20 protein-coding genes and 1 rRNA gene are annotated in these 23,006 nt (G+C 36.4%); 13 read left to right on the plus strand and 8 right to left on the minus strand.

From position 1 onward, the window contains the following. Positions 1-259 precede the first annotated feature (259 nt). The 5 genes from ACNF4Z_RS06295 (at position 260) to ACNF4Z_RS06315 (ending at position 3,807) form a co-directional block, all read left to right on the plus strand. Complete coding sequence (locus ACNF4Z_RS06295) at positions 260-928, plus strand: hypothetical protein (protein ID WP_458328392.1); 669 nt, start codon at positions 260-262, stop codon at positions 926-928. A 294-nt stretch (positions 929-1,222) separates the two neighbouring features. Further along, a complete protein-coding gene (locus ACNF4Z_RS06300; protein ID WP_458328393.1) occupies positions 1,223-1,555 on the plus strand; it encodes a hypothetical protein in 333 nt (110 codons plus the stop codon). Positions 1,556-1,592: 37 nt separating this feature from the next. Then, the gene (locus tag ACNF4Z_RS06305) at positions 1,593-2,141 is read left to right on the plus strand and encodes a class I SAM-dependent methyltransferase (protein WP_458328394.1); all 549 of its coding nucleotides are present in this window, start codon (positions 1,593-1,595) and stop codon (positions 2,139-2,141) included. Positions 2,142-2,198: 57 nt separating this feature from the next. Further along, positions 2,199-3,059, plus strand: coding sequence for a ribose-phosphate diphosphokinase (locus ACNF4Z_RS06310; protein ID WP_458328395.1), 861 nt, complete (start codon positions 2,199-2,201; stop codon positions 3,057-3,059). Continuing rightward, positions 3,052-3,807: an RNA 2'-phosphotransferase gene (locus ACNF4Z_RS06315; protein ID WP_458328396.1), complete on the plus strand. Its 756-nt coding sequence runs from the start codon at positions 3,052-3,054 to the stop codon at positions 3,805-3,807. Before ACNF4Z_RS06310 ends, ACNF4Z_RS06315 begins: the two co-directional genes overlap by 8 nt. Here ACNF4Z_RS06315 and ACNF4Z_RS06320 read toward each other — a convergent pair. Next, complete coding sequence (locus tag ACNF4Z_RS06320) at positions 3,797-5,434, minus strand: oxidoreductase (RefSeq protein WP_458328397.1); 1,638 nt, start codon at positions 5,432-5,434, stop codon at positions 3,797-3,799. The two genes, ACNF4Z_RS06315 and ACNF4Z_RS06320, sit on opposite strands and share 11 nt — an antisense overlap. 90 nt (positions 5,435-5,524) lie before the next feature. On the opposite strand from ACNF4Z_RS06320, the gene ACNF4Z_RS06325 reads away from it, so the two are divergent. From ACNF4Z_RS06325 to ACNF4Z_RS06350, 6 genes are all read left to right on the plus strand, one after another. Then, entirely contained in the window at positions 5,525-6,760 is a 1,236-nt protein-coding gene (locus tag ACNF4Z_RS06325; protein WP_458328398.1) for an Nre family DNA repair protein, read from the plus strand. After that, on the plus strand, positions 6,757-7,602 hold the full coding sequence (locus ACNF4Z_RS06330; RefSeq protein ID WP_458328399.1) for a radical SAM protein: 846 nt from the start codon (positions 6,757-6,759) through the stop codon (positions 7,600-7,602). Before ACNF4Z_RS06325 ends, ACNF4Z_RS06330 begins: the two co-directional genes overlap by 4 nt. Positions 7,603-7,604: 2 nt before the next feature. Further along, entirely contained in the window at positions 7,605-8,141 is a 537-nt protein-coding gene (locus ACNF4Z_RS06335) for a hypothetical protein (RefSeq protein WP_458328400.1), read from the plus strand. 76 nt (positions 8,142-8,217) lie between these two features. Next, positions 8,218-9,273 carry a hydroxymethylglutaryl-CoA synthase gene (locus ACNF4Z_RS06340; protein WP_458328401.1) on the plus strand — a complete coding sequence of 352 codons (1,056 nt, stop codon included), beginning with the start codon at positions 8,218-8,220 and terminating at the stop codon, positions 9,271-9,273. After that, a complete protein-coding gene (locus ACNF4Z_RS06345; RefSeq protein WP_458328402.1) occupies positions 9,260-10,426 on the plus strand; it encodes a thiolase domain-containing protein in 1,167 nt (388 codons plus the stop codon). Before ACNF4Z_RS06340 ends, ACNF4Z_RS06345 begins: the two co-directional genes overlap by 14 nt. A 2-nt stretch (positions 10,427-10,428) precedes the next feature. Next, positions 10,429-10,833: a Zn-ribbon domain-containing OB-fold protein gene (locus ACNF4Z_RS06350; protein WP_458328403.1), complete on the plus strand. Its 405-nt coding sequence runs from the start codon at positions 10,429-10,431 to the stop codon at positions 10,831-10,833. On the opposite strand, the gene ACNF4Z_RS06355 is transcribed toward ACNF4Z_RS06350, so the two are convergent. From ACNF4Z_RS06355 to ACNF4Z_RS06385, 7 genes are all read right to left on the minus strand, one after another. Next, positions 10,830-11,294: a peroxiredoxin gene (locus ACNF4Z_RS06355; protein WP_458328404.1), complete on the minus strand. Its 465-nt coding sequence runs from the start codon at positions 11,292-11,294 to the stop codon at positions 10,830-10,832. The genes ACNF4Z_RS06350 and ACNF4Z_RS06355 overlap by 4 nt on opposite strands. Before the next feature lie 50 nt (positions 11,295-11,344). Beyond that, the gene (locus tag ACNF4Z_RS06360) at positions 11,345-11,794 is read right to left on the minus strand and encodes a DUF1947 domain-containing protein (RefSeq protein WP_458328405.1); all 450 of its coding nucleotides are present in this window, start codon (positions 11,792-11,794) and stop codon (positions 11,345-11,347) included. Between the two features lie 6 nt (positions 11,795-11,800). Continuing rightward, positions 11,801-13,192 (minus strand): hypothetical protein, encoded by a 1,392-nt coding sequence (locus ACNF4Z_RS06365; protein WP_458328406.1) that lies wholly within the window; start codon positions 13,190-13,192, stop codon positions 11,801-11,803. Between the two features lies 1 nt (position 13,193). Then, positions 13,194-14,069 carry a transcription elongation factor Spt5 gene (locus ACNF4Z_RS06370; protein ID WP_458328407.1) on the minus strand — a complete coding sequence of 292 codons (876 nt, stop codon included), beginning with the start codon at positions 14,067-14,069 and terminating at the stop codon, positions 13,194-13,196. Between the two features lie 10 nt (positions 14,070-14,079). Further along, complete coding sequence (locus tag ACNF4Z_RS06375) at positions 14,080-14,295, minus strand: protein translocase SEC61 complex subunit gamma (RefSeq protein ID WP_458328408.1); 216 nt, start codon at positions 14,293-14,295, stop codon at positions 14,080-14,082. Between the two features lie 90 nt (positions 14,296-14,385). Next, positions 14,386-15,854, minus strand: a 16S ribosomal RNA gene (locus tag ACNF4Z_RS06380). Between the two features lie 232 nt (positions 15,855-16,086). Continuing rightward, positions 16,087-18,039 (minus strand): APC family permease, encoded by a 1,953-nt coding sequence (locus ACNF4Z_RS06385; RefSeq protein ID WP_458328409.1) that lies wholly within the window; start codon positions 18,037-18,039, stop codon positions 16,087-16,089. Between the two features lie 420 nt (positions 18,040-18,459). On the opposite strand from ACNF4Z_RS06385, the gene ACNF4Z_RS06390 reads away from it, so the two are divergent. Together ACNF4Z_RS06390 and ACNF4Z_RS06395 are read left to right on the plus strand one after the other, a co-directional pair. Further along, a complete protein-coding gene (locus tag ACNF4Z_RS06390; RefSeq protein WP_458328410.1) occupies positions 18,460-19,986 on the plus strand; it encodes a DUF5591 domain-containing protein in 1,527 nt (508 codons plus the stop codon). Positions 19,987-20,037: 51 nt separating this feature from the next. Beyond that, positions 20,038-23,004: a carboxypeptidase-like regulatory domain-containing protein gene (locus tag ACNF4Z_RS06395; RefSeq protein ID WP_458328411.1), complete on the plus strand. Its 2,967-nt coding sequence runs from the start codon at positions 20,038-20,040 to the stop codon at positions 23,002-23,004. The last annotated feature ends 2 nt before the right edge of the window (positions 23,005-23,006 follow it).

The raw sequence follows: 23,006 nt of genomic DNA on the forward strand, positions 1-23,006 counted from the left end.
ATATCTTTTTATCAAACTCTTCCATTATTCATTGCCTCCTTGGGTTGTTCTTAGGAGGCATCCTTTTATGTTTCATGAAATTTATCCATTGTTGATGGAGTTATTTCATTTGTTCTTACACAAAATTCGGGATACTATCATATAAAATTCAAATTACTTTAAAGAGTAGATAGTTACATTTATTTAAGTAATAATTATAAAGTAATAGTGAGTAATTTTGAGTAAAACTATTAAAAATAAATGGTCTAGAACATATGATATGGATACTTGGGAGTGTGGTTACAGTAATGCAGAGGAGATTGCTAAAGAAAGCAATCCAGATTACCATTGTAATATGGGTCTTGAATTATCAAAATTACATAAATATAGAGAAGCCATAATTCAGTATGAAATTGCCATTTGGTTGAATCCATTAGAGCCAAAATATCATTTTCTCAAGGGACTCACATTAAAAATATTAAAACGTTATGAAGAGGCCAATGAGGAATTTAATATTGCAATCATTTTAGATCATTCAAATCCAGAATTTCATAAAGCAAAGGCAGAAGCATTATTAAAGTTACGTCATCACAAAGAAACCACAAATGAGTACAAAGCTGCAATGGAAAAATTGCTGAAGGAAATTTTATTGGTAATAAACCCATATTTATCATTAAGGGATCCTAATCGCATGCTCAATTATGCAAAGATTATGTTAAGCTTTGACGAAGAATTTGTAGGGAGAGAAAGAATCAATGAAGCTCTAACTAAGAGTGGCATTAATAAAGAAGAACTTTTAAAATTAGTGGATTCAGAAATTACTAATGTAATTTCAGAAAAAGAAAAAAATTTATTATTACAGATAAAAGAACTAATTGAATTTGAAATTGAATTTGAAACTGATCCTTTTTCTTTTCGTTTAAAATTATTTAAAAATTTAGATAAATAAAAATCACTTTTACAACATCTAATCCAAGAACAAAACCATTTCAAAAATTTTTATTTATCTGGTAAAAACAGTAATTTTAAATTAGAATTTTCAACATTATAATATTATATTTTGAAGATGTGAATTCATTAATATAATTTTAAAGTAATTTTTATATTTCATTCAATTTTTCATTATATTATTAGAGAAATTTTTTGTTTGGGATTATTTATTAATTGTCAGCATAGAATCAAGAAAATTTAACATTTATCCTCCTTCACAAAAATTTTAAACACAATAATAATTAAGAGTACAATGTCCTCCAGAGTTCCAGAGCGAGTACTAACTTTTTATGGTCCAAACGGAATGCAGGAAACTTTTTTTACATACCCACAGATTATAGGGAGGGATTTCTTCAGAAAATTTTATTCAAACGTTCCGGAATTAAATTTCATATCCAGGGAACAGATAATTATAAGCTACGAGGATGGAAAATATTTCGTGGAAGAGGTTCCAAATGCTAAGAATGGTAGCTGGATCATAACAGGTAAGAAGGTGTTGAAGTTGGAACCTGGAAAAAAAACGGAAATTCCCTCAGAATGTGACATCAATGTAGCAAGATATTTTGTGTTGAAGCTGAAATACTGACAGATTAGCATATTAATATTAATTTGATTCTCTTTTAATGGTAAATGATAGATACATACCAAATTTTGTTTTGAGCTCACCACTTCGAGGAATTTCAAAATTTCCCCTAAATATTATCAATGAATACATTATCAAAGGAGCCAAAATCGCTGATATTGGTTCTGGGCCTGGGTATTATTCAATAAGGCTGGCAGCTAAACATCCGGAATCAACAATTTATGCAATAGATCCAAATAAAAAGGCCATTGACTTTCTGAATGAAGCAATTACAAAAAAAGGCATAAAGAACATAATAACATTATGTGAACCTGGAAATAAAATTGCATCAATAGAGTCGGGCACTATTGATTTTGTACTATCTCATCTTATGATATGTTGTATGACGGATCATGAGGGTGCAATGAAAGAGGTTATAAGAATATTAAAGCCCTCTGGGTTCGCATTCATAAGTGTGAATAAATCATCATCACAAAATGATATGAGAAGTGTTACCAGGGATGAGTGGGAGGAAATGAAGAAAAAATATGGATTTATAAAGGAAGGTCAAACATTCATTTCCAGATGGTTCATTATGAAAAAGGATTGAATCAATCTCATTGGTTGATAAGATTACATATTTATAAATATTTAACATAATCTTCATATGTATTTGGTTTCCACAAAGGGAACGGAGGATTTTGCATCATCTTTATCTGAAAAAAGTGGGAATAAATTAATAAGAACTGAAGTGAAGAGATTCCCAGACGGGGAGATGTATGTAAGGGTTGAAGAAGATCTCACTGATAAAGACGTTATGGTCGTGGCCAATTTACGGGGAGACTCTCAAATAATAGAGGCATTTTTTCTTCTGGATGCATGCAGGGAGATGAAATGCAGAAAATTATACTCATTAATACCTTATTTTGGTTATTCCCGCCAGCACATGGCATATAAGAGAGGGGAGGCCGTATCCGCAAGGGTCATGATGAAAAACATCTCGGAAAAATCGGATCATATTTTCACTGTTGACATACACGATAAATCATCATTTTCATACAGTTCAAAAATCGTAGACGATTTCAGTGCATCTGGACCAATATCAAGGCACTTCAGTGGGAATGACATTGATATTGTGATTTCCCCCGATGATGGTGCATTTGAGAGAGCAAAAAAGGTATCGGAAAATCTTAAATGCAGAGCAGATTACATGGAAAAGAAGAGGATCAGCTCCAGTGAGGTTGAGCATAAAGTGAAAAGTCTTGATGTTCAGGGTAAAAACGTTCTTCTTGTAGATGACATAATATCAACAGGAAACACAATAATTGATGCTGCTAAAATAATCCGGAATCAGGGGGCAAATAAAATTTTTGTATCTGCTACACATGGGCTATTTCTCAACAACTCCTCTGAAAGAATAATCAAGGAGGTTAATGGTCTTGCAGTAACAAATACCCTAAAAGGGGAGTACAGCAGAATTGATATCACTGGGGATCTTTCAAGGTTTATGGGTGATAAAATTGAATGATGACAACGCTTTATTACAGTGCAGAGAACATGGTTATTTCAGGGCCTTGAAGTGCCCTGTATGTTCAAGGGATGGTAAGATACTGATGTATCCTGATGAGGTCGTATCATTCGGTAGGATTCTTACAGGCATACTCAGACATTTTCCCGAAAGGTATGGTATAAGGCTCAACAGACATGGCTATGTGAAAATTTACGTCCTTGTTCCAGCAATAAAGGGTCAGCATAGAAAATATTCCTGGCTAACCCCTGTTCATATTGAAGCTTTTGCAAGGACAGATCCAAGAGGGAGATATGAGGTGGAAGGAAACGAAATCAGGGCAACCTACGATCACACAATACCTGTTGATCTTTCCGATCTTCCAAAGGACAACATTCCTGAGATACTTTTTTTCCTCACAAGCGAAGAGGAAAAGGATATGATAAAGGAATCAGGAATTCTTCCATCTGACAGAACTTACATCCACCTTTCAGGTACATACAGAAAGGCAAAAGTTTCAGGACTTTTTCACAGTCCAACCCCATATATAATTGGCATAAAGTCAGATGAGGTATTATCATCAGGTCATAACATTTACAGGGCAAGTAATGATGTCTTCCTGACAGATTACATACCTTCAAAGGCCATTGTGGATATTGAACAGGAACCAGTTGAGCTTACGGAAGAGGAAAAAGAGGAGATCTCAAATTTCAACGAAAGAAAAAAGAGATTTGAAAAGAGTGAGAAAAAGGAAAATATCAATGATTGAACTGGGCAAATTTCATTGCTTCAGATATACCTTTTTTTGCAGCCTGGAAAATGTCGTATTGGCCGTTAACAATAAAACTTTCAGAGAATCTATGATCTCTCTCCTTTACAAAAACAATACCTTTTTTCTCCCCTATCTTTCTGTATGAACTAGCCCTGTCTCTGTCCAGTGAACTTAGGCTTCTTTCTGTCATGAACACCTTGGAATTTTCTGCCAGGGCAAGTGCCTGATCCTGATGTTTATATATATTTGAATCCACAAAGATCTCATCGCCCTTTTTCAGATCAGGATAGGGATCATTGCCCGTAAGCATTATGTCGCACTCATCAACAGATAATCTGCTGTTTCCAATGAATCTAATACCCCTTCTTTTAATCTCAGAAGAGAAGTATTCCAGCAATCTATGAAATTCCTGCCTCTTGTATACATCAATGATGCTGTTCAGCACCCCTCCTATTTTATCATTGATATCATGTATCTCAACTTTAAATCCCAAATCTGAGAGAAATATGGAAGCATAGAGTCCTGAAATGCCAGCTCCCGCTATTACAACCTTACCACTTCCACCTCTTATATTCATATATTTTTCAAATCCCGTAAAAGGATTTACTGTACACCTCACTTCACCATATGACAGATCCCTGCATGCCTGGTTACACCTTATGCATGGTATATAAGGCATTTTTCTTCTCCACTTCTCTGGGATGTATGGATCTGCAAGGGCAGCTCTTCCCAGTGCCACCACATCACATATTTCCAGTGCTTCCTCTGCTGTTTGCATATCATTTATGGACCCTACAAGAATGGTTGGAATCTGAAACCGGTCTTTGATTTTTCTACCTATATGCATTTTTGGCCAGTAAAATGAAGCACTTGAACCAGGAGGGGCATTTCTTCCTGCGGAAACATGAACGAAGCTGAATCCCTTCAATCTATTTACAATCTCTTTTCCATAATTCTCATCATAACCGTCTGGGTCATCCTCATACAGAGAAATTCTGATACCTACTGGAAATCTAAATTCTTCCCTTATCCTCTTTAATATTTCATGAGCAAGTTTGGTTCCACTTTCATTTTTAATCCCATAATCATCCTCTCTTTTGTTCAGGGAAGGTGAATAAAACTCCTGTACAAGATAGCCATGTGCCCCGTGAATCTCAACACCATCAAAATTTGAAAGGTATGCAGTACCAGCAGCAAATGCAAAATCTTCAATTATCCCATTGATATCGGCTTCAGACAATTCTCTTGGTATCCTTCCCATATAATCAACTGCAGATGGGGCAACTCTGCCATCTGACATGGCCTTTCCTCCAGCATGAACTAACTGTGCAAATATCTTTGCTCCGTGCATGTGTACCCTTTCAGTTAGTCTCCTTAGTTTTGGAATATAATCTCTGTTATGGAATCCCATCTGATTTCTTGATCCTCTTGCGTTGACTCCATTCACAAAAGAATACTCAGTAAAAAGAAGACCAAAACACCCCTTACTTCTCTCTTCCAGATATGATATCTGTGCTTCTGATGGGCTGCCATCCGGATTGGCAAGATTTGAGATCATAGGAGCCATGGCAATCCTGTTTTTCAATTCTACACCCTCTATTTCAAATGGTTCAAACAGTTTCATCCTATGGCTAATCTCTGCATTCTAAAATAATTATATGGTATTTTTAAGAATTGTAAAGCCTCATATATATCCAAAATATGCTATAAGGTAATGAAGACAAAGCTCTCAATACCTGCATCACTGTGCGTAAGATGCAGAGGAGGCAGGTTCCTTTGTGGACTTTCATTCTGTCCAATACAGGTTAAATTAAACATAAAATCAAAAATCAGCATAGTGAATGGTTCAAGATTTAGTGGATCATCTCCCCCTGGTATTTTTGTTGGACATTATGGATATCCAAAGCTTGGTGTTTACCCTGTATCATCCATAGAGCATGGTGATACTTCATTTTATGAAGATCCCAAAAGATGGTTATCTATGAAGTATGGTCAATTTATAGAAGAGAGGTCATCTATGATAAGAGGTAAGATCATAAAAGATGCTTCAGTTGCTTCAGACCCTGATTATTTATTTCAGGAAATACAGATAATGTCTCTATCCGACAGATCTATAGAGGTGGAGATGGATTTTGATGGAAATATAAGGGAGGATTTTGAACTGGATGAACATTCCCCTCCAATGGGACCTGCTGCACCATTAAGAAAATTCAGTGCTGAAAATTCAAGTGTGGGGAAAAGGGCAGAAAAAGTATATTATGATACGGATCTCAAGGCGGAATCCAGCATAATTCAGTTATATAATGATGGTGTGGACGTGTGGAATATATCAAAGATTATGAGCATTGGTGCAATGGGTGTTAAACGAAGAAGAAAACTGGTACCAACAAGGTGGGCAATAACATCCGTTGACAGCACACTTTCAGATTATTTTGTTGAGAAAATCAAGGATTTTGAAACCATTGATAATTATGAGGTATATATCAGGAAGGTAGATGGAAACCTCTTCATTTCCATCTTGCTTCCGGAAAAATGGATCTTTGAATGGGGTGAAGCTTGGTTTCCTGGAAGTTCATGGAACTATTTCGGTCAGACGCCATATGTTGAAATAGATGGGGAAGGATACAATGGAAGGAATGAGTATCCTGAAATAGGTGGATGCTACTATTCATCAAGACTTGCCACTTCTGAATTTCTAATTAAGAGAAAGAGACAGTCCGGTGCCATAACATGGAGAGAAATTTATCCTTCATTTTCATTGCCACTGGGTGTCTGGTTTGTTAGGGAAAATATGAGAAAAATTTATGAAGAAAAGCCAATGTTATTTAATGATCTTAAAGATGCTTTCAATTACATATCTGGTTTCATGTCAACTGATATAAGGCAGTGGAAGGAGAAGTCTCCAGTATTCAACACTTTGAGGAATAACCTGGACAGGTTTTTCAGATGACAATGAAAGTATTTGAAACAAAAGCTTCAACTGCACTTGGAAAATCCTCAATGAAGGAGTTAAAATATGCCTTTAATCCTTACATAGGATGTTTTCACGGTTGTAAATATTGTTATGCAATGGACTACACATCAAAGCAGGATGCCATAGATAGATGGGGTGAGGTAATTTATGCCAGGACTAACATATTAGAAATCCTGAAAATGGAAATCATTAAAAAACCAAGGGGAATCGTGGGCATGTCAACCATCACAGATCCCTACCAGCCTTCCGAAATGAAGTACCATCTTTCTGGAAGGGGGGCGGAGATTCTTTTAAATTCTGGTTTTCACGTATCAATACAAACGAAGTCTCCCCTAATATTGAAGGATATTGGAATTTATGAAAGGTTTCCATCTGATGTGGATATTGGAATAACTCTAAATTCATTAAGACTGAGTACTTCAAGGGTCATAGAACCTAATGCACCCTCTCCAAAATCAAGAATGAATGCTTTGAAAGAAATTTCAGGCAAGGTTAAGGATGTATGGATATATCTTGGGCCCTTAATACATGGTATTAATGATGATAAGGATGGAATTAGGGATGTATTGGATTTTGCCGAAGAGATTGGAGTAAGGATCATATATGATTTCTATTCTTCTTACCGCTATTCCGATAAGATGCTTAGTGATATAATGAAACTAGGTGAAGGCAATTCAAAAGTTCTTATTGATCCAAATTGGATTAATGAAATGGAAGATTTTTTCAGAAAAGTAAGAAGAGAATATAAAATTGATATAATCTCGCAGAAAAGTGAATGGCTCTACGAAAGGATTAAATATTATGGCAATATAATGTAAGAATGATTATATACACAAATTTAACCTCTACAACAGGTCAACCATCTGCACAAAACATATATGTGCTGGTTGTTTTTGTTGCCATATTTTCCCTTTTAATATTAAGAAGATTATCCAGATATGTAAAAGGTACCGTCCTCAGGCCTTCAGGTGTAATAATGAGGACTTTCATCTATGGTCTGATTACAGCAGTTTCATTCTTTCTCCCATCACTTGGTGGGATATACATAGTTATGGAAATTTCACTTCTCATTATTGGAACATTAATTGGATTTTTGCTGGGTGATGCAACTCAGGTTTACATGTCAGATAACAGGATGATGTACAAAAGATCAATTATTATCACAGCATTGTGGTTAATCTCTTATGTCACCAGGCTAATTATAGAGCTGGAATTTCCTTTTAATCTACTTTTCAGCACAGTATTCAATATTGTTCTGGCATTCACATTCGGTCTAATTTTGGGTGAAGCTTTCCAGATATTCAGAAAAAGGAGAGAAATTCTCAATGAAAAATCACAACAAAATATGAGTTTGTGAGTTAAAATAATAAACTTCGACATTTGATGAATACACTCACATCACATTTTAAATATCAAGGCAAATTGAGCATTTTATGGCAGGGATAGTTTCCTGGGGATCCTATATACCTAGATACAGGATTAAACCAGATGAAATAGCAAGAATATGGGGAGAGGATGCCGAGAAGATAAAGAACGGCATATATATTATGAGCAAATCTGTCCCCTCACCAGATGAGGATGTTGCAACAATAGCCGTTGAGGCGGCAAGGAATGCATTAGTAAGAGGCAATATTAAGGGAAGTCTCATAGAATCAATATATGTGGGTTCAGAGAGTCATCCTTATGCGGTCAAGCCAACAGCAACAATAGTTGCAGCCGCAATAGGTTCAAATTTTTCCACGTTCGCAGCTGATTATGAATTTGCTTGTAAGGCGGGAACTGCAGGTATGCAGAACGTTCTTGGTATGGTAAACTCAGGAATGATAAGGTATGGAATGGCCATAGGTTCCGACACCTCTCAGGGAGCTCCCGGAGATGTGTTGGAATACTCAGCATCTGCAGGAGGAACTGCGATGATCATCGGGAAAGAGGGAGTTGCAGCGGAGATAATATCTACACTTTCAGTCACATCAGACACTCCTGATTTCTGGAGAAGGGAGGGACAGCCATATCCAACTCATGGAGAGAGGTTTACGGGGGAACCAGCATATTTCAGGCATGTTGTTTCAGCCTCACAGATGATGATGGAGCGAATGAAAACAAAGCCTGAGGATTATGACTACTGTGTTTTCCATCAGCCAAATGGAAAATTTCCCATGAGAGCTGCCTCCCTTCTTGGTTTTGAGGAAAAACAGTACAAGGATGGTTTGTTAACACCGTTCATCGGCAATACATATTCAGGTTCCATGATGACAGGATTATCTGCCATACTTGATATTGCAAAGCCTGGTCAGAGAATACTTGCCACCTCATTTGGTTCAGGGGCAGGTTCAGATTCTTTCCATATAGAGATAACAGATGAAATATCTGAAAAACAGAAATCAAAGGCAGATACAATAAAGAAAATGATGGAAAATACAATTTTTATAGATTATGGAATGTATGCAAAGTTCAAGAAGAAACTTGTTGTAGGTGATGAAATTGAGTGATGTTTATGTTATAGGCGCTGGCGAATCCAAATATGGAGAACTGTGGGACAGGTCATTAAGGGACATAACTGTTGAGGCAGGATTGAAGGCTGTTGAATCAGCAGGACTAAGGACAAAAGACCTGGACATAATATATGCAGGTAATAGCCTGGGGGGAATAATAAGCAAACAGGAACATTTGGGGGCCCTGATTGCGGATCACGCAGGACTTTCAAGTGAAGATATACCTGCAATAAAGATTGAAGCATCAACCGCTTCCGGGGCCGCTGCCATTCATCAGGCATATATGGCACTTAAGTCCGGAGAGATAGATGTGGCAATGGTTATCGGAGCAGAGAAGATGACTGAACTTTATGGAAATGAGATGATTGACATAACATCATCAATACTGGACAGAGAGTGGGAATCCTTCGTTGGAGGAACTCCTGCTGCAATTGCAGCTCTGTCTGCCAGATTATACATGGAAACATTTAAGGTAGAGAGGGAAGATCTTGCAAAGATATCAATAAATGATCATGAAAATGCTTCAATGAATCCAGTTTCTCATTTCAGAAACAAACTTTCCATGAAAGCAGCGTTAAACAGTGTATGGATATCTGAACCCCTTGGTCTTATGGATTGTGCCCCAATGAGTGACGGTGCATCAGGAATCATAATGGCATCAGAGAATTTTGTTAAAAAAGAGAAGAAAGATGGAATAAAAATTCTCTCATCAGAAATGTCCCAGGGTTCATTTTCAATCCAGTCCAGGGAAGAAATTTATACCATAGATACAGCAAGAAAGGCATCTGAAAAAGCTTTCAAAAAAGCAGGATTAACAAGGAGCAAGATAAATCATCTGGAGCTTCATAATTCTTACAGCATATACGGACTGATGCAGATCGAGGACCTAGGGTTTGCTGAAAAAGGGAAGGCAAAGGAAATCGTTGAAAGTGGAATAGGTATTAATGGCCATTTACCAATCAATTCATCGGGAGGATTGAAGGCAAAAGGTTATCCATTTGGGGCAGTTGGAGTGGGCCAGATGGTGGAATCCTATCTTCAGTTAATGGGAAAAGCAGGACAGAGACAGATAAAAGGTGTAGAGCACTCCCTTGTTTATAGCATGGCAGGTTCAGGTTCCGCTTCTGTTGTTCACATCACGGGGGTATAAAAATGGGTGAGTTATCAAGAATATGGAGAGAGACAGAAAACAGATACAGGCTAACAGGTAGAAAATGCGGTAATTGTGAGAGGATATTCTTTCCCCCAAGGGACGTGTGTCCATTCTGCCATAGGGAATCACTTGGAAGAATGGAACCTGTTGAACTGAGCGGAGAAGGCACAATCGTATCCTTCACAGTTGTACACGAAGTATCACCGGCATTTATAAGGCAGAGACCCTATGTTCTCGCACTAATAAAATCTGTTGAGGGCCCAGTTATTCTTGGCCAAATTGTGGATTGCGATGAGAAGGATCTAAAAATAGGAAGGAAGGTGAAAAAAGTCTTCAGGAAGTTGGGCCAGGATGGTTCCAGTGGAATTATACACTATGGCTATAAATTTATTATAGTGGATTAATCCACCATTTCCAATTCCTTCATCTTTTCATAAACCTGCATGGAATGTCCCTTTGGACTGACCGATTTAAAAACGTATTTTATTTTTCCATCAGGTCCAACTATGAAGGTTGTTCTTTTTGCAGTTTTATCATTCAAAACCCCAAACTTTTTTGAAATTTCCTTTTCTTTGTCTACCAACAACCTGAAGTTGAGTCCATACTTTTCCTGAAATTTTTTATGTGACTCTTTGGAATCTGTACTCACTCCATATACATCCACACCCTTATCCTTAAACATATTCATGTTGTCCCTGAACTCGCAAGCCTCAGTTGTGCACCCAGGGGTGTTATCCTTCGGGTAAAAGTATATAACTGAAGGTTTCCCAACAATGTTTTTGCTATTTATATTATTTCCATCCTGATCCACTGTTTCAAACTCAGGAAGTTCATCTCCCGCATTCAAAATACTTTCTTCGTCCATGTTAATTAGAATAAAATCAATTTAATTAATTTATCTTAAAACTATTTTAATCAATCTTCTTTTTTTATTGTGAGCGTTCTTACGGCGGTTCCACCTCCTCTTTTCATCATTTCTTCTGGATCCATCTCTGCTATTCCTGTTCCAATAAATCTGTTATTCTGATCCTTTATGAAGACCATATCGCCCTTTTTAAAATCACCGGAAACCCAAACCACACCTTTTGAAAACACATTTGACCCGTTTTCAATATGTGGTACTGCCCCGTCATCCACTGAAATCATATGATTCTCTGGTTTAGCTGCATTTACAAGGGATACTGAAGGAATGAAACCGTCTTTTTCCATTCCAATTAAAACTCCGGATACGGAGAAATAATTTGTTTTCTTTACTTCCTCAACTTCAATTTTCCAGTTTTCCATAGTATCTCTCCATAAACCTATGCTTTGAAGCATGGTTTTTAATCTCTTCTTGTCTTTGTTTGAAAGTACGTGACGAGCCATATCTACCTACCTTAGAATATATTTTATCTCATAAAACGGAGTAATATCGGAATAATTGCTTTCTGCAATTTTTTTCAATGAATTCAATACTATTTCTCCCCTTATTTTTGTTTCATCATCATAAGCGTTTGAGCTTTTCAATCCGTAATAATGTTCAAACGCATATTCAACTGCCTCATTTTCCTTTGATTTTCTGCCTTCACTGTGAATGAGGGATGATAACCTATCCATATTCCCAAGATATGCAGTGTATATACAATCTCTGTAAAACCTGGAACTCTCTGACCAGGTTTCCAATTTTATTTTTTCATTAACACCGTTCCAGTCATCCTTCCATTTTAACTTTTCAATTATCTCATAGGGCATTCCTTTTTGATTTTCTATTTCCTTTATTGGGATTTTTGGAAATAATCTCTTAAGTATCTCCAAACCTTTCTCAGGCCATATATATTCAAGAAATTTTCCTTTGCTGGGTGTTTCCAGAATTATTCCTTCATCCTTTTTCCAGATTTCACTTATTATGGCTCTTAAATTTTCTTCAATTCCTATATGTTTCATCAGATCATCAAGTGAATTGTATGGAATTCCATTACAAATGAATCTGCCGTTTTTTGCACCATTTTCAATTCTTATTTTAACAATACTATCAATATAATCTGAGTCGGAAATTTCTCCTCGAAAATACTTTGAAGTGTAATCGATTTCAAGATTGCTATAAAACTCCTCAAGGTAATCCACTCTCAGAGAAACAAACTTTTCAGGATTTTTAACAAATATGTGTTTCAAAAGCATGGAAAGAGAGTTCTTTCTGCTGGAAGTTCCAGTTTCAATTATTTTTCTTCCCATGAGATTTATGCTCAGGCTTATCTTTCCATCACCTGCTTTTATGTAATTATCAATCAGATGATCTCTTTGAAATTCTCTATTTTTTAACTCCTCAGTAAATTCATTCTCTGGAGGATTAAACTTACAGGACGCTTTGAAATAATTACCTGCAGAGTATATTATTGCTCTGTTTCCATTCACAATACGTGAAAAAGAAAGCATTCTGAAAATATCATTTTCCCAGTTTTGTATCCCTGCGAGAACATACTGGTCTGAATCCCCTTTCCTGAAAAAATTTGCAATTCCAAATTGTGTTTTGATCTGACCTGAGTATCTGAGATCCGAATTTACTGCCCTTGAAGTCTCAGCAAGTGCCCTTAAAAATTCATCCCCTGATTTATCAAATATTGAAAGGTCCACATTTTTATATAGTTTTTTTCTGTAATTATTAAAAGGACAAAGGAACCCACCATCTATACATTCGGGAACTGTCAATAATGGATTTTCTAAAATTTTTTTAATTTCTTCTCTGAAAATTTTGGTTTCGTTCTCTGAGGCCCTTTTTGCTCTCATCTTAATTTCCAGATTCGATAAGTCTCAGATCCTCTGCCCTTACCTTCACAGGTATTAGCATTGCAGATTCTATGAACTGTACTGTTACTTCTTCCTTTTCTTTGTCTACATTTAATATTTTTGCCTTTTCTCCTTTAAATGGGCCTTTTACCAGTTCCACAAATGAACCTGGATCCAATCCAGACACAGCTGGCTTTGGTGTAAGCTTATCTGCTATATCATTAATGGATATTATGCCGTTCACAACACCCTTAAAATTTCTTATTTTCCTGGCAATATATGGAATCCTGTCAGGATGCATGGTCTCAAGGTAAAAGTAACCCTTCAATTCAAAAGGGGCCATTATGGCCATTATTTCCCTTTTCGCCTCAGGATTTATTGCTCTCCTTTCCTCAGTATCCTTTTCATCCTCATTTACAATGCTTCTAGCAACCTCAAACTCTTTTCCTACATTGGTCTTTACAGCAACAATTACTGATGTCAGTTTCAATTCAAATTCCTCTGACGAAGAATTTACACCATCTTCAGATCTAACAGAAATTTTACACTTCAGAGTGTCATCCTGAAAACCACCCTTTGGTGTTATTATTGATAAAACTAATTCTTTTTGTAAATTTCCATCAATTTCTAATTTTATTTCCCTCTCATTTTTTTCATTTTCGTTAATAAGTTCAGGCTCTTCATCCCCTGCCTTATATGACCAGGATATACTCGGATCCCTAACATAAAATTGAAAATCAAATTTAATTGTAAATTTCCTTTTTCCCCTTTGTATATTTTTAATTGTTAGAAGAAAGCTCTCAGTTTTACCGCAATATGTTTCCCCTTCAGTGATTCTACTGAAGTCATACCATCTGTATTCCTCAATGGTTCCCATCATTATCACTTCAAAGATGAAAAGGGTTCATCATTATATAAATGAGGAATCCAATTCCTCCTAAAATTATCAATCCAACACCAGTAATCGCAAGAACCTTTACATATTCATTCTGATCTGGTTTCTTTGCCAATCTAATTATCCTTGCGTATTTTCCCTTCCCTAGTGAGCCAATCTTACGTTCAACTTTCTTTTGTACTTCAATTAGGTCCTCTTCAACTGTCATATCATCTACACCATACTCATGAAAAATCAATATAAAAAATTTTCATAAACACAGCCAAAGTCGATGGTTTTCCTGCCAGGTAAATAACTTAGGAGGTGATCCATCCGCAGGTTCCCCTACGGATACCTTGTTATGACTTAACCCTCCTCACTGACATCAGATTCGACTTTACCCTTTCGAACAAAGCCTCATCCAACACCAGCTCGGATGGTTTGACAGGCGGTGTGTGCAAGGAGCAGGGGCATATTCACCGCGGGATGTTGACCCGCGATTACTACGGAATCCAGATTCATGAGGGCGAGTTACAGCCCTCAATCCTGACTACGAATAGGTTTCGAGATTAGCTTCCCCTTTCGAGGTTGCAACTCATTGTCCTATCCTTTGTAGCGCGCGTGTAGCCCGGAAGATTTGGGGCGTACTGACCTGCCGTCGACCTCTCCTTCCTCCAACTCTGCGCTGGCGGTCCCATTAAAGTGCATATATCCTCACGAATATATTGGCAATTAATGGTGGGGGTCTCGCTCGTTATCACACTTAAGTGAACGCCCTACGGTACGAGCTGACGACGGCCATGCACCACCTCTCCTGCTATCGAGCAAGCTCATCAGGTTGGCTCTCATACACAGGTCGCCTCCGGTGAGTTTTCCGGCGTTGAATCCAATTAAACCGCACGCTACTCCCGTTGCGGTGCTCCCCCGCCAATTCCTTTAAGTTTCAGCCTTGCGACCATACTCCCCAAGCGGCCCACTTAACACCTTCGCTCCGGCACTGCACCCCTTTACCAAAGATGCAACACCAAGTGGGCAGAGTTTACAGCTAGGACTACCCGGGTATCTAATCCGGTTTGCTCCCCTAGCCTTCGTTCCTCACCGTCGGATCCGTTCTAGTTGAACGCCTTCGCCACCGGTCGTCCTTCTAGGATTACAGGATTTTACCCCTACCCCAGAAGTACATTCAACCTCACCCGGTCCCTAGATTTGCAGTCTCTCCAGAATTTCTCATGTTGAGCACGAGTATTTTCCTAGAGATTTACAAATCCGGCTACGAACGCTTTAGGCTCAATAAAAGTGACTACCACTCGAGCCGCGGGTGTTACCGCGGCGGCTGGCACCCGTCTTACCCAGCTCTTATTCCTTAAGCTTTTTAGGCTTAAGAAAAGCTCTAACTAAGTTAGAGCACTCAGGCTCCCCGTGTCGCGCTTTCGCGCATTGCACAGGTTTCGCGCCTGCTGCGCCCCGTAGGGCCTGGACTAGTGTCTCAGAGTCCATCTCCGGGCTCCCTCTTTCAAGGCCCGTACCCGTCTTAGGCTATGTGGTCCTTTACACCACATACTACCTGATAGGCCACAGACTCATCCTCAGGCGATAAATCTTTCATCGCTCAAGCATTCCAGCATAGAGCAATTATGGGGAATTAACCTCAGTTTCCCGAGGATATGCCCCACCTGGGGGTAGATTGTCCGCGTGTTACTGAGCAGTACGCCAGTATCTTACGACCTTTGACTCGCATGGCTTAGTCGGAACCTGATAGCAGTAGCCGCCGGCAGGATCAACCGGAGTTAATCCAATACCGAACAAAACTTATTGAATTGACAGGAATTTACCATCAACAATCAGTTATGAAGCCACTCATAACCTCATATTTTGCCAGCATTGGAACAAATAGATCATACGGAACAAAAGTCCATCACTATTTTCGCTTACACTGGCTCTTATTGGCTGTGCGTAATGTCAAGTATAACAATGCAATATATAACGATTTTGAAAAATGAAAAATGGTGTTTTAAAAATTTTAAGATTCTTGTGTTTCAAAACTTCTTAATGGTACTCCTTCCTCTGCCAGTATTGAGTGTATGTCATCTTCGTCATAACCTGATCTTATGGCATAATAGAAGAATCCTAGTGTCACTATTATTACAAGAATTGAATCGTAAGGAAAAGCCAGTAAAGGTGAATATGGGAAGGAAACTGTGCTTCCATAGAGTGGTGAAACATATGGTCCAAATGCACCAAGGTAAGACATGAGTAGCATGAACAGCATGTAAAATACAAGCCATACTCCTGATTTGATCTCCTTCTTGGTCTCATCAGAAGCCCAGCTTAACAATAATGCTGTAACGATAAGAGAAGAAGCAGCAACCATCACATAAAATATTCCGAAGTATGTGAAGATTGACCCCGGGGCCGGGATTCCAAGTGAAATGTTTGTTATTGCAGGTGTGATTATGTAGTAGTATGAAATGTAAAATGCCAAAGCTATAATTATCCAGTAAATCACAGAGATGGTAACCAGGTTAGATCTCTTAATTTTCAATTTCTCAGGTCCGTAAATCAGCATATAAACAGGTATCCCTGCAAATATCAAAAGCAAGAGTATGGTTAGTGTTATATAACCTGACCAGTAAACTATAAGGGATGCTCCAACGAAGGCTGCTGGTGCTATGTATCTGCTGTAGCTCAATCTGAATGGCCTTTCAATATCTGTAACTTTCTTTCTGAATATTCTCAGTCCAACTCCTCCCATTATGTATGTGAAAACAGTTGCTGATGATATGAAACCCACAAGTTCATACCATGAAGGGAATGGTGCTATGAATATTGAACCTATTACCAATGAAAGTATCAATGGAATGAATGGAATTCCATTCTTTTTGTTAACTTCCATGAACTTCTTAGGATAATATCCGTCAGTTGAAAGACCATAGATAACCCTTGTGCTAGTACCAAGGTATATCCATCCAGTTCCTGAGGGTGAAATAACTGCATCGATAAGAAGAATTGTGGCCCAAGCACCGAAGAACGCTATGCTGGTATGAGTAAACACTGTATATATGGGTGATGCAGAGTAATTTGATAAATTGCTTGATAGTGCAGTCCAGGAAAAGGGAACAAGACCAGACACTGACTGTCTAATTGATCCAATATAGGCGACCTGAAGAATTGTGTAAACAAAAACTGCTATAATAATGGATAGTATAAGCGCCCTTGGTATATCTTTCTGAGGATTTTTTGCCTCTCCTCCGAATTCAAGGGCCTGCCTGAACCCAAGATATGAGAAAACTATTCCTGCACTTGGAATTGCTGTGAAAACAAAAGGCAAGCCAACAGGATTGAAACCTCCACCTACTGAGGTGAAGTTAGTTCCTCTAAACAGGAAAAACAGGAATATGAACGTAAGGGTAGGAATTATTAATTTCCAATAGACAAAATATTCATTCCATCTTCCTAGGAATTTAATACCAAAATAGTTGAGAAAGAAAAATCCGATCATTAGAAGAACTGCAATCAGTATACCTGGATCCGTAAGTAATGTTGTAGGCCCAAAAATCGTTGTTTCACCATAGCTCAAAAATGAAAGTCCGTGCAGAGATGATAGATATGTGACGGCCCCAACTGCTTCAATAGATGGGACAGTAATTGCAGAGAGCAAATAAGCCCATCCCAAAATATAACCTGTGTAACTTCCATGGGTATAGTGTGGATACCTAACAACTCCTCCACTTCTTGGTATCATTGCCGAGAGCTCTGCATAGGTAAGGGCTATTATTAAAACTATAATCCCTCCTATAATCCAGGATATGAAAACTATGGGCCCAGCTGTGGCAGCTGCATCATTTACCCCAAAAAGCCACCCTGAACCTATAATCCCTCCTATGCTAAGGAATAATAGCTGAACAAAGGATAGCTCCTTCTTCAACTTCTTATCCTCGTTAACAACGGTGATATTTTCATCACTACTTTCCATAAGAATGTTATAATTTTTCATGGTAATAAATTTTTTCCATTATTAATGTTAAAAAATGATTAAGCTATAACGAAACATGCTAATACTAAAATTATTACCAGTAAAATTTTATTATTAATTTAATAAATCAGGAAGAAATGTGATCAAAAAAATAAACCACAATCAATTAATAAAAAAAATTATTGTTATGGATGTCAATTAGTTGAAAAAATTTGCGTGATTTCGAAATATTATAATATTTGTACTACTTTTTCTACATAATGTGATTAAAAAATCCTCAATTTACTTTGATTAAATTGAAAAATTAAATTCCATCAGAAATCATTTTAAAAAATAAATCAATTAAAGATTTATTCAAAAGAAAAATAACCTTACGTGATAATTAACGAAAAATTTTTTGGGTTGACACGAACAGGAAAATTGATTTTAAAAGATGACGCTTCATATAACTTACCTCTTATCATAACTCCCGAATCAGTAAAATCAACATTTAATTCCTTTGAAATTTTGGAAGAAAAATGTTTTTTAAGGGAGGTTCAACTTTCTTCTGGTAAAATTCAACTTTATGAATCTGATCATTTTATAATTCCAAAAATAGATCCTTCTTTCATCATAAAATCAAGAAGATTTGTAAGAACTTTATTAGAATTAAAGATAAATATTGGATATTCAAAACTACTCTATGTCCCCGGCATATCTGATCCTTATCTTTTGCCCGTTGAATTTCTTATGGGCGTAGATTGCTTTGACACACTTATGTCAGATTATGAATCTGCATTGGGAATTGAATATTCAATGTTTGGTAGAATAAACAGAAAGGAAAAGTTAAACATTGAAACAAACAGGAATTTTTTGAAAAAGGAAATAGATTTACTCTCTAATTCAATTTCAACAGGTAAATTGATTGAGATCGTTGAAAAATGGTCAATATCAAATAGGTCAGTGGAAGCTTTGAGAATCATTGAAAACGAATATGGACATATATATGAGAAATTTTTTCCAAGAAGGACAAATTCTATTTTATCAACAGATCTCATATCACTTGGGAGACCAGATATAGTTAGATATAGAAAATTCATATCTGAAGATTACAGAAAACCAAAAGATTTGAAAATCTGCCTTTTTATTCCGTGTAGTGCAAAAAAACCTTATTCCTCATCTAAAACACATAAAGCTCTTATCCAATCACTTGGGAATAGAAGATATCACATTCATGAAGTAATCTTAACATCACCCGTGGGAGTAGTTCCTAGGGATTTGGAAGAAACATATCCTGCAGGTTTTTACGACATTCCAGTTACCGGGCAGTGGTTCATGGATGAGATGAACATGCTAGAAAACCTTATTTCCAAATATCTGGAAAATAATAAATATGATGAAATAGTATTCTTTGTTGATGATTCACTCTTATTTCTCGAAAAGAAATTTGGTAAAAATGGAAAATTCATTAAATGGGATAAAAAAGATTCTGAATCATTCAATGTTTTGAATAATTATCTTGATAGCATAATAAAAGAAGGCCATAAGGTAAGAAAAAGAAATTTTTTACAAGAAAAACTTATTTCAACAGCAAAATACCAATTTGGTGAGTGGATTTTGAAATATATTGAAAATCTTGAGTTGAAAAAAATGTTCAATCAATTCATGCTTGTGGAAAAAAATAACCCGTATTTTATTTACAGAGAAGATATGGGAAAATTAACAATAAACAAAAACGCATCAAACATTTTCATAAAGGAAAATAAATTTATTGTTGAAATTGATGATTTTTATCCCACAGCAAATATTTATTCAGTGGGCATTAAAAACTGCACTGAAGATATAAGACAAGAAGATGAGGTTGTTATAACTCATAATGGAGAGGCAAGGGGAGTTGGTGTGGCAAAGATGCCTAGCCTGGCAATGATGACTACAGAAAAAGGTGTGGCAGTAAAAATGCGCAATTGATATTAAATTGTATCACAAAATTATTAATAATGCAAGTTATTGATTGATATAATGCCTAATTTAAAGCTAGTTGGAGCTCTGGCAGTTGCCGCAATACTGCTTGGTTCTTCAATTTTTTTGTTTCACGAAAATTATGATGCAAAACCTTACATCAAGGTAAAGATCCCCCAGCTTTATGCAGGTGAGCAGAGGATGTTCAGTTTTTCAACACTTGGAACATCCATTGGGCCAGATAATAATGGAACTTATATTCTGGAAGGTTACGTATACAATGAAAATGGAAAGCCACTGATTAATACTAACATTACCATCTTCGATTTCCCTTGGGACGTGCAAACAATCACAAACTCCACAGGTGGATATAAGGTGGAGGTTCTGCTATTTGGAACGTTCACGATGGGGATAACATCGAAGGGATATTCTCAATCACTTTTCACATTCACAAATTTAAATGGAAGGAATGTATGGGAAAACGTAACTTTGAAAAAGGCCTATCTTTATTCAGTTACAGGTTACGCATATACATTGCAGAATGGAAACAATAGCTCGAAGGTAAAAGTCCCGGATGTTAACATATTTTTCAGAAATTTTTACTCAACATATAACACATTATCAAATAATACGGGTAATTTCTCCGTAAAGCTTCAGAATTCAAACTATCTCATATATGTTGAAAAGTCAGGTTTTTCCGCTAACGTCACACCAGAATTTTTAAACGTGTCAGGGAAAAACATAACAAATCTAAAATTGGAACTTAAGTTACCGAATAATATATTATTCACAATCAACGGTACGGTTTTTAATAAATTGAATCAGCCCATATCAACTGGCATAGATGTTGAAGATGTTTTCGACGGAAGGGTTGTAAGTAATTCTACAACACTCCCAGATGGTTCTTATTCTATAAGTGTACCAGAAGGATACAATGAGCTTTATTTCAAAGGCACAGGGTTCAACCTAAATCAAACAGGTGAAATATTTGTTAATTCAAGTATAAATAATCTAAATATGAGCCTCACTGCATGGGATCCTTTCAACGGTCAACCCTTGAATTCTCAACAAAAAGGCCTTGGTTTTCTGCCATCATTTTTGAAGAGTGAAGCTGAAAATTATCTGAAATCCACTTCCTCTATAAATTACAAGCAGAACGAAAAAGTATTTTCAAAAATACAAATTTCTAATTCCTTTTACTCTGAATACCCTCAGAACATATCTTTTGAAAACAAATTCTATGGTGTTATTGCAGGTAATTTCAACGGCACAATATACTACGACTCCGTGTTACTAAATAGGAGTGCAATCACAGAATTGGAAACGGATTTCCCTGGTATCTATAACATAATATTGTACATACCTGGTTTTTCTTTGATATCACTTAGTGCAGATAATGGAATTCATTCCAATATATATTATGAGAATGCTGTTCCATTAAGCGGACAAACTTTCAACCTGACAGGCAGTGGAATAAATTCTGTAAATGGAAACCCTCTTTATTATTCAAACTATACTCTTTTTGAAAATGGAATACCGGTTTCATCTGAGGATTACGTAACAGATGGTTCTTATAGATTTGAGGTTTTTGTTGATACTCATCAGTCATACACATTGAATTTCACTGTTGATTTACAAGAAAACGGATTCATATCACAAAACTATAGTATAATTGTAAACAGCACCAAAACATCAAATCCAGGTATATTCAAAATGGGTGATCTTGGGTTAATACCAGTTAAATCAATAGGTGAGGGTTTTACAGAAAATGTAATCCCAGTTGCTTGTTATGAGTTATCTTCACTGGAAAAGAACCTTACAGAAAACTACACAACTAATCATCAAAGTTCATCATTGAGCGGAAATCTTTTTGCTTTTTACCACAGTAATTCGTTATTGGGTTCCACCTCAATGTATGCCCTTGTCTATCTTAACGGGGTCATTTATGGCAAGGTATTCAACACATCAACAACTGGATTTTTAGATGTGGAGTTAAATCTTTCTGTATCTGGATATATAAGCTTTTATTCACAATATTATAAATCAATAAATAATAGATTCACTGCTCTTCCAGGAAATCAATCTTTTGAAAAAATAAATATGAATGATCGAAACATCACAACATTTAACATAGATATACTTAATACTCTTTATAAATACGAGGTTGAAAACAAACTAAATTTAAATTATGAAACACTTCCTGCAAATATTTACAGCTTCAATTCCCTTATTTATTTTAAAAATTCAACATCAGAAATTACACCGGAATTCAGAAATTTCACATTTGAGATACCGAGGGGTAATTTTGTCTTCAGGTATGGAAATTATTCCTCGATTGTAATGAATCAAACAACAGTAAATACCGCATCCTCAAAAACAATAACAGTTGAGATGAATGTTTCTGAATACTCATCTCTTATATTTTTGAATTCAACAATCCCTGTTGATATTTACATTCAAACTATGAAAGGGAATTCAGTAAACAATTATTTGATTGGAACTTTCAAGAATGCTGTCCTTACAAATGTTACAATGAACCAGACTTATTATAAAGTCAGGTACTATTTCAAAGCCGGGGGGACTGTTTTTGAGTCCAGATATTTTGCAGGAAATTATACGCACCCTCTATACAGGATATCATTGGATATATCCAATTCAACCGAAATTATACAGTTAAATGGAATTTATTCAAATTCAAAATACAATATAATTTATAGTAATGATACTTTCAATTTCCTGCCGGGGTCTGTACTTCTTTATAACATTTCACTTTATAGGTATGATAGCACAATTGAATATGTGATGCCAAACGGAACCTATTTCGTTCTTGACGGGTCTCAATTTTATATGAATAATTCATATTTCTCAGATATCAATATGAATATAACGGGATTGACAGGGAAAAATTCATTAACTTTTTATGCGGATTATTCAGTTAATGAACTTTCTTCTGCTACAATTCTCATTTCTTGCCATCTTGATCAATTAACTTTAAATTATAATAATCATTATAATGTGGGTGAGTAAAA

It is taken from the genome of Caldiplasma sukawensis, from assembly GCF_052315375.1.
Taxonomy (GTDB): domain Archaea; phylum Thermoplasmatota; class Thermoplasmata; order Thermoplasmatales; family Thermoplasmataceae; genus Cuniculiplasma.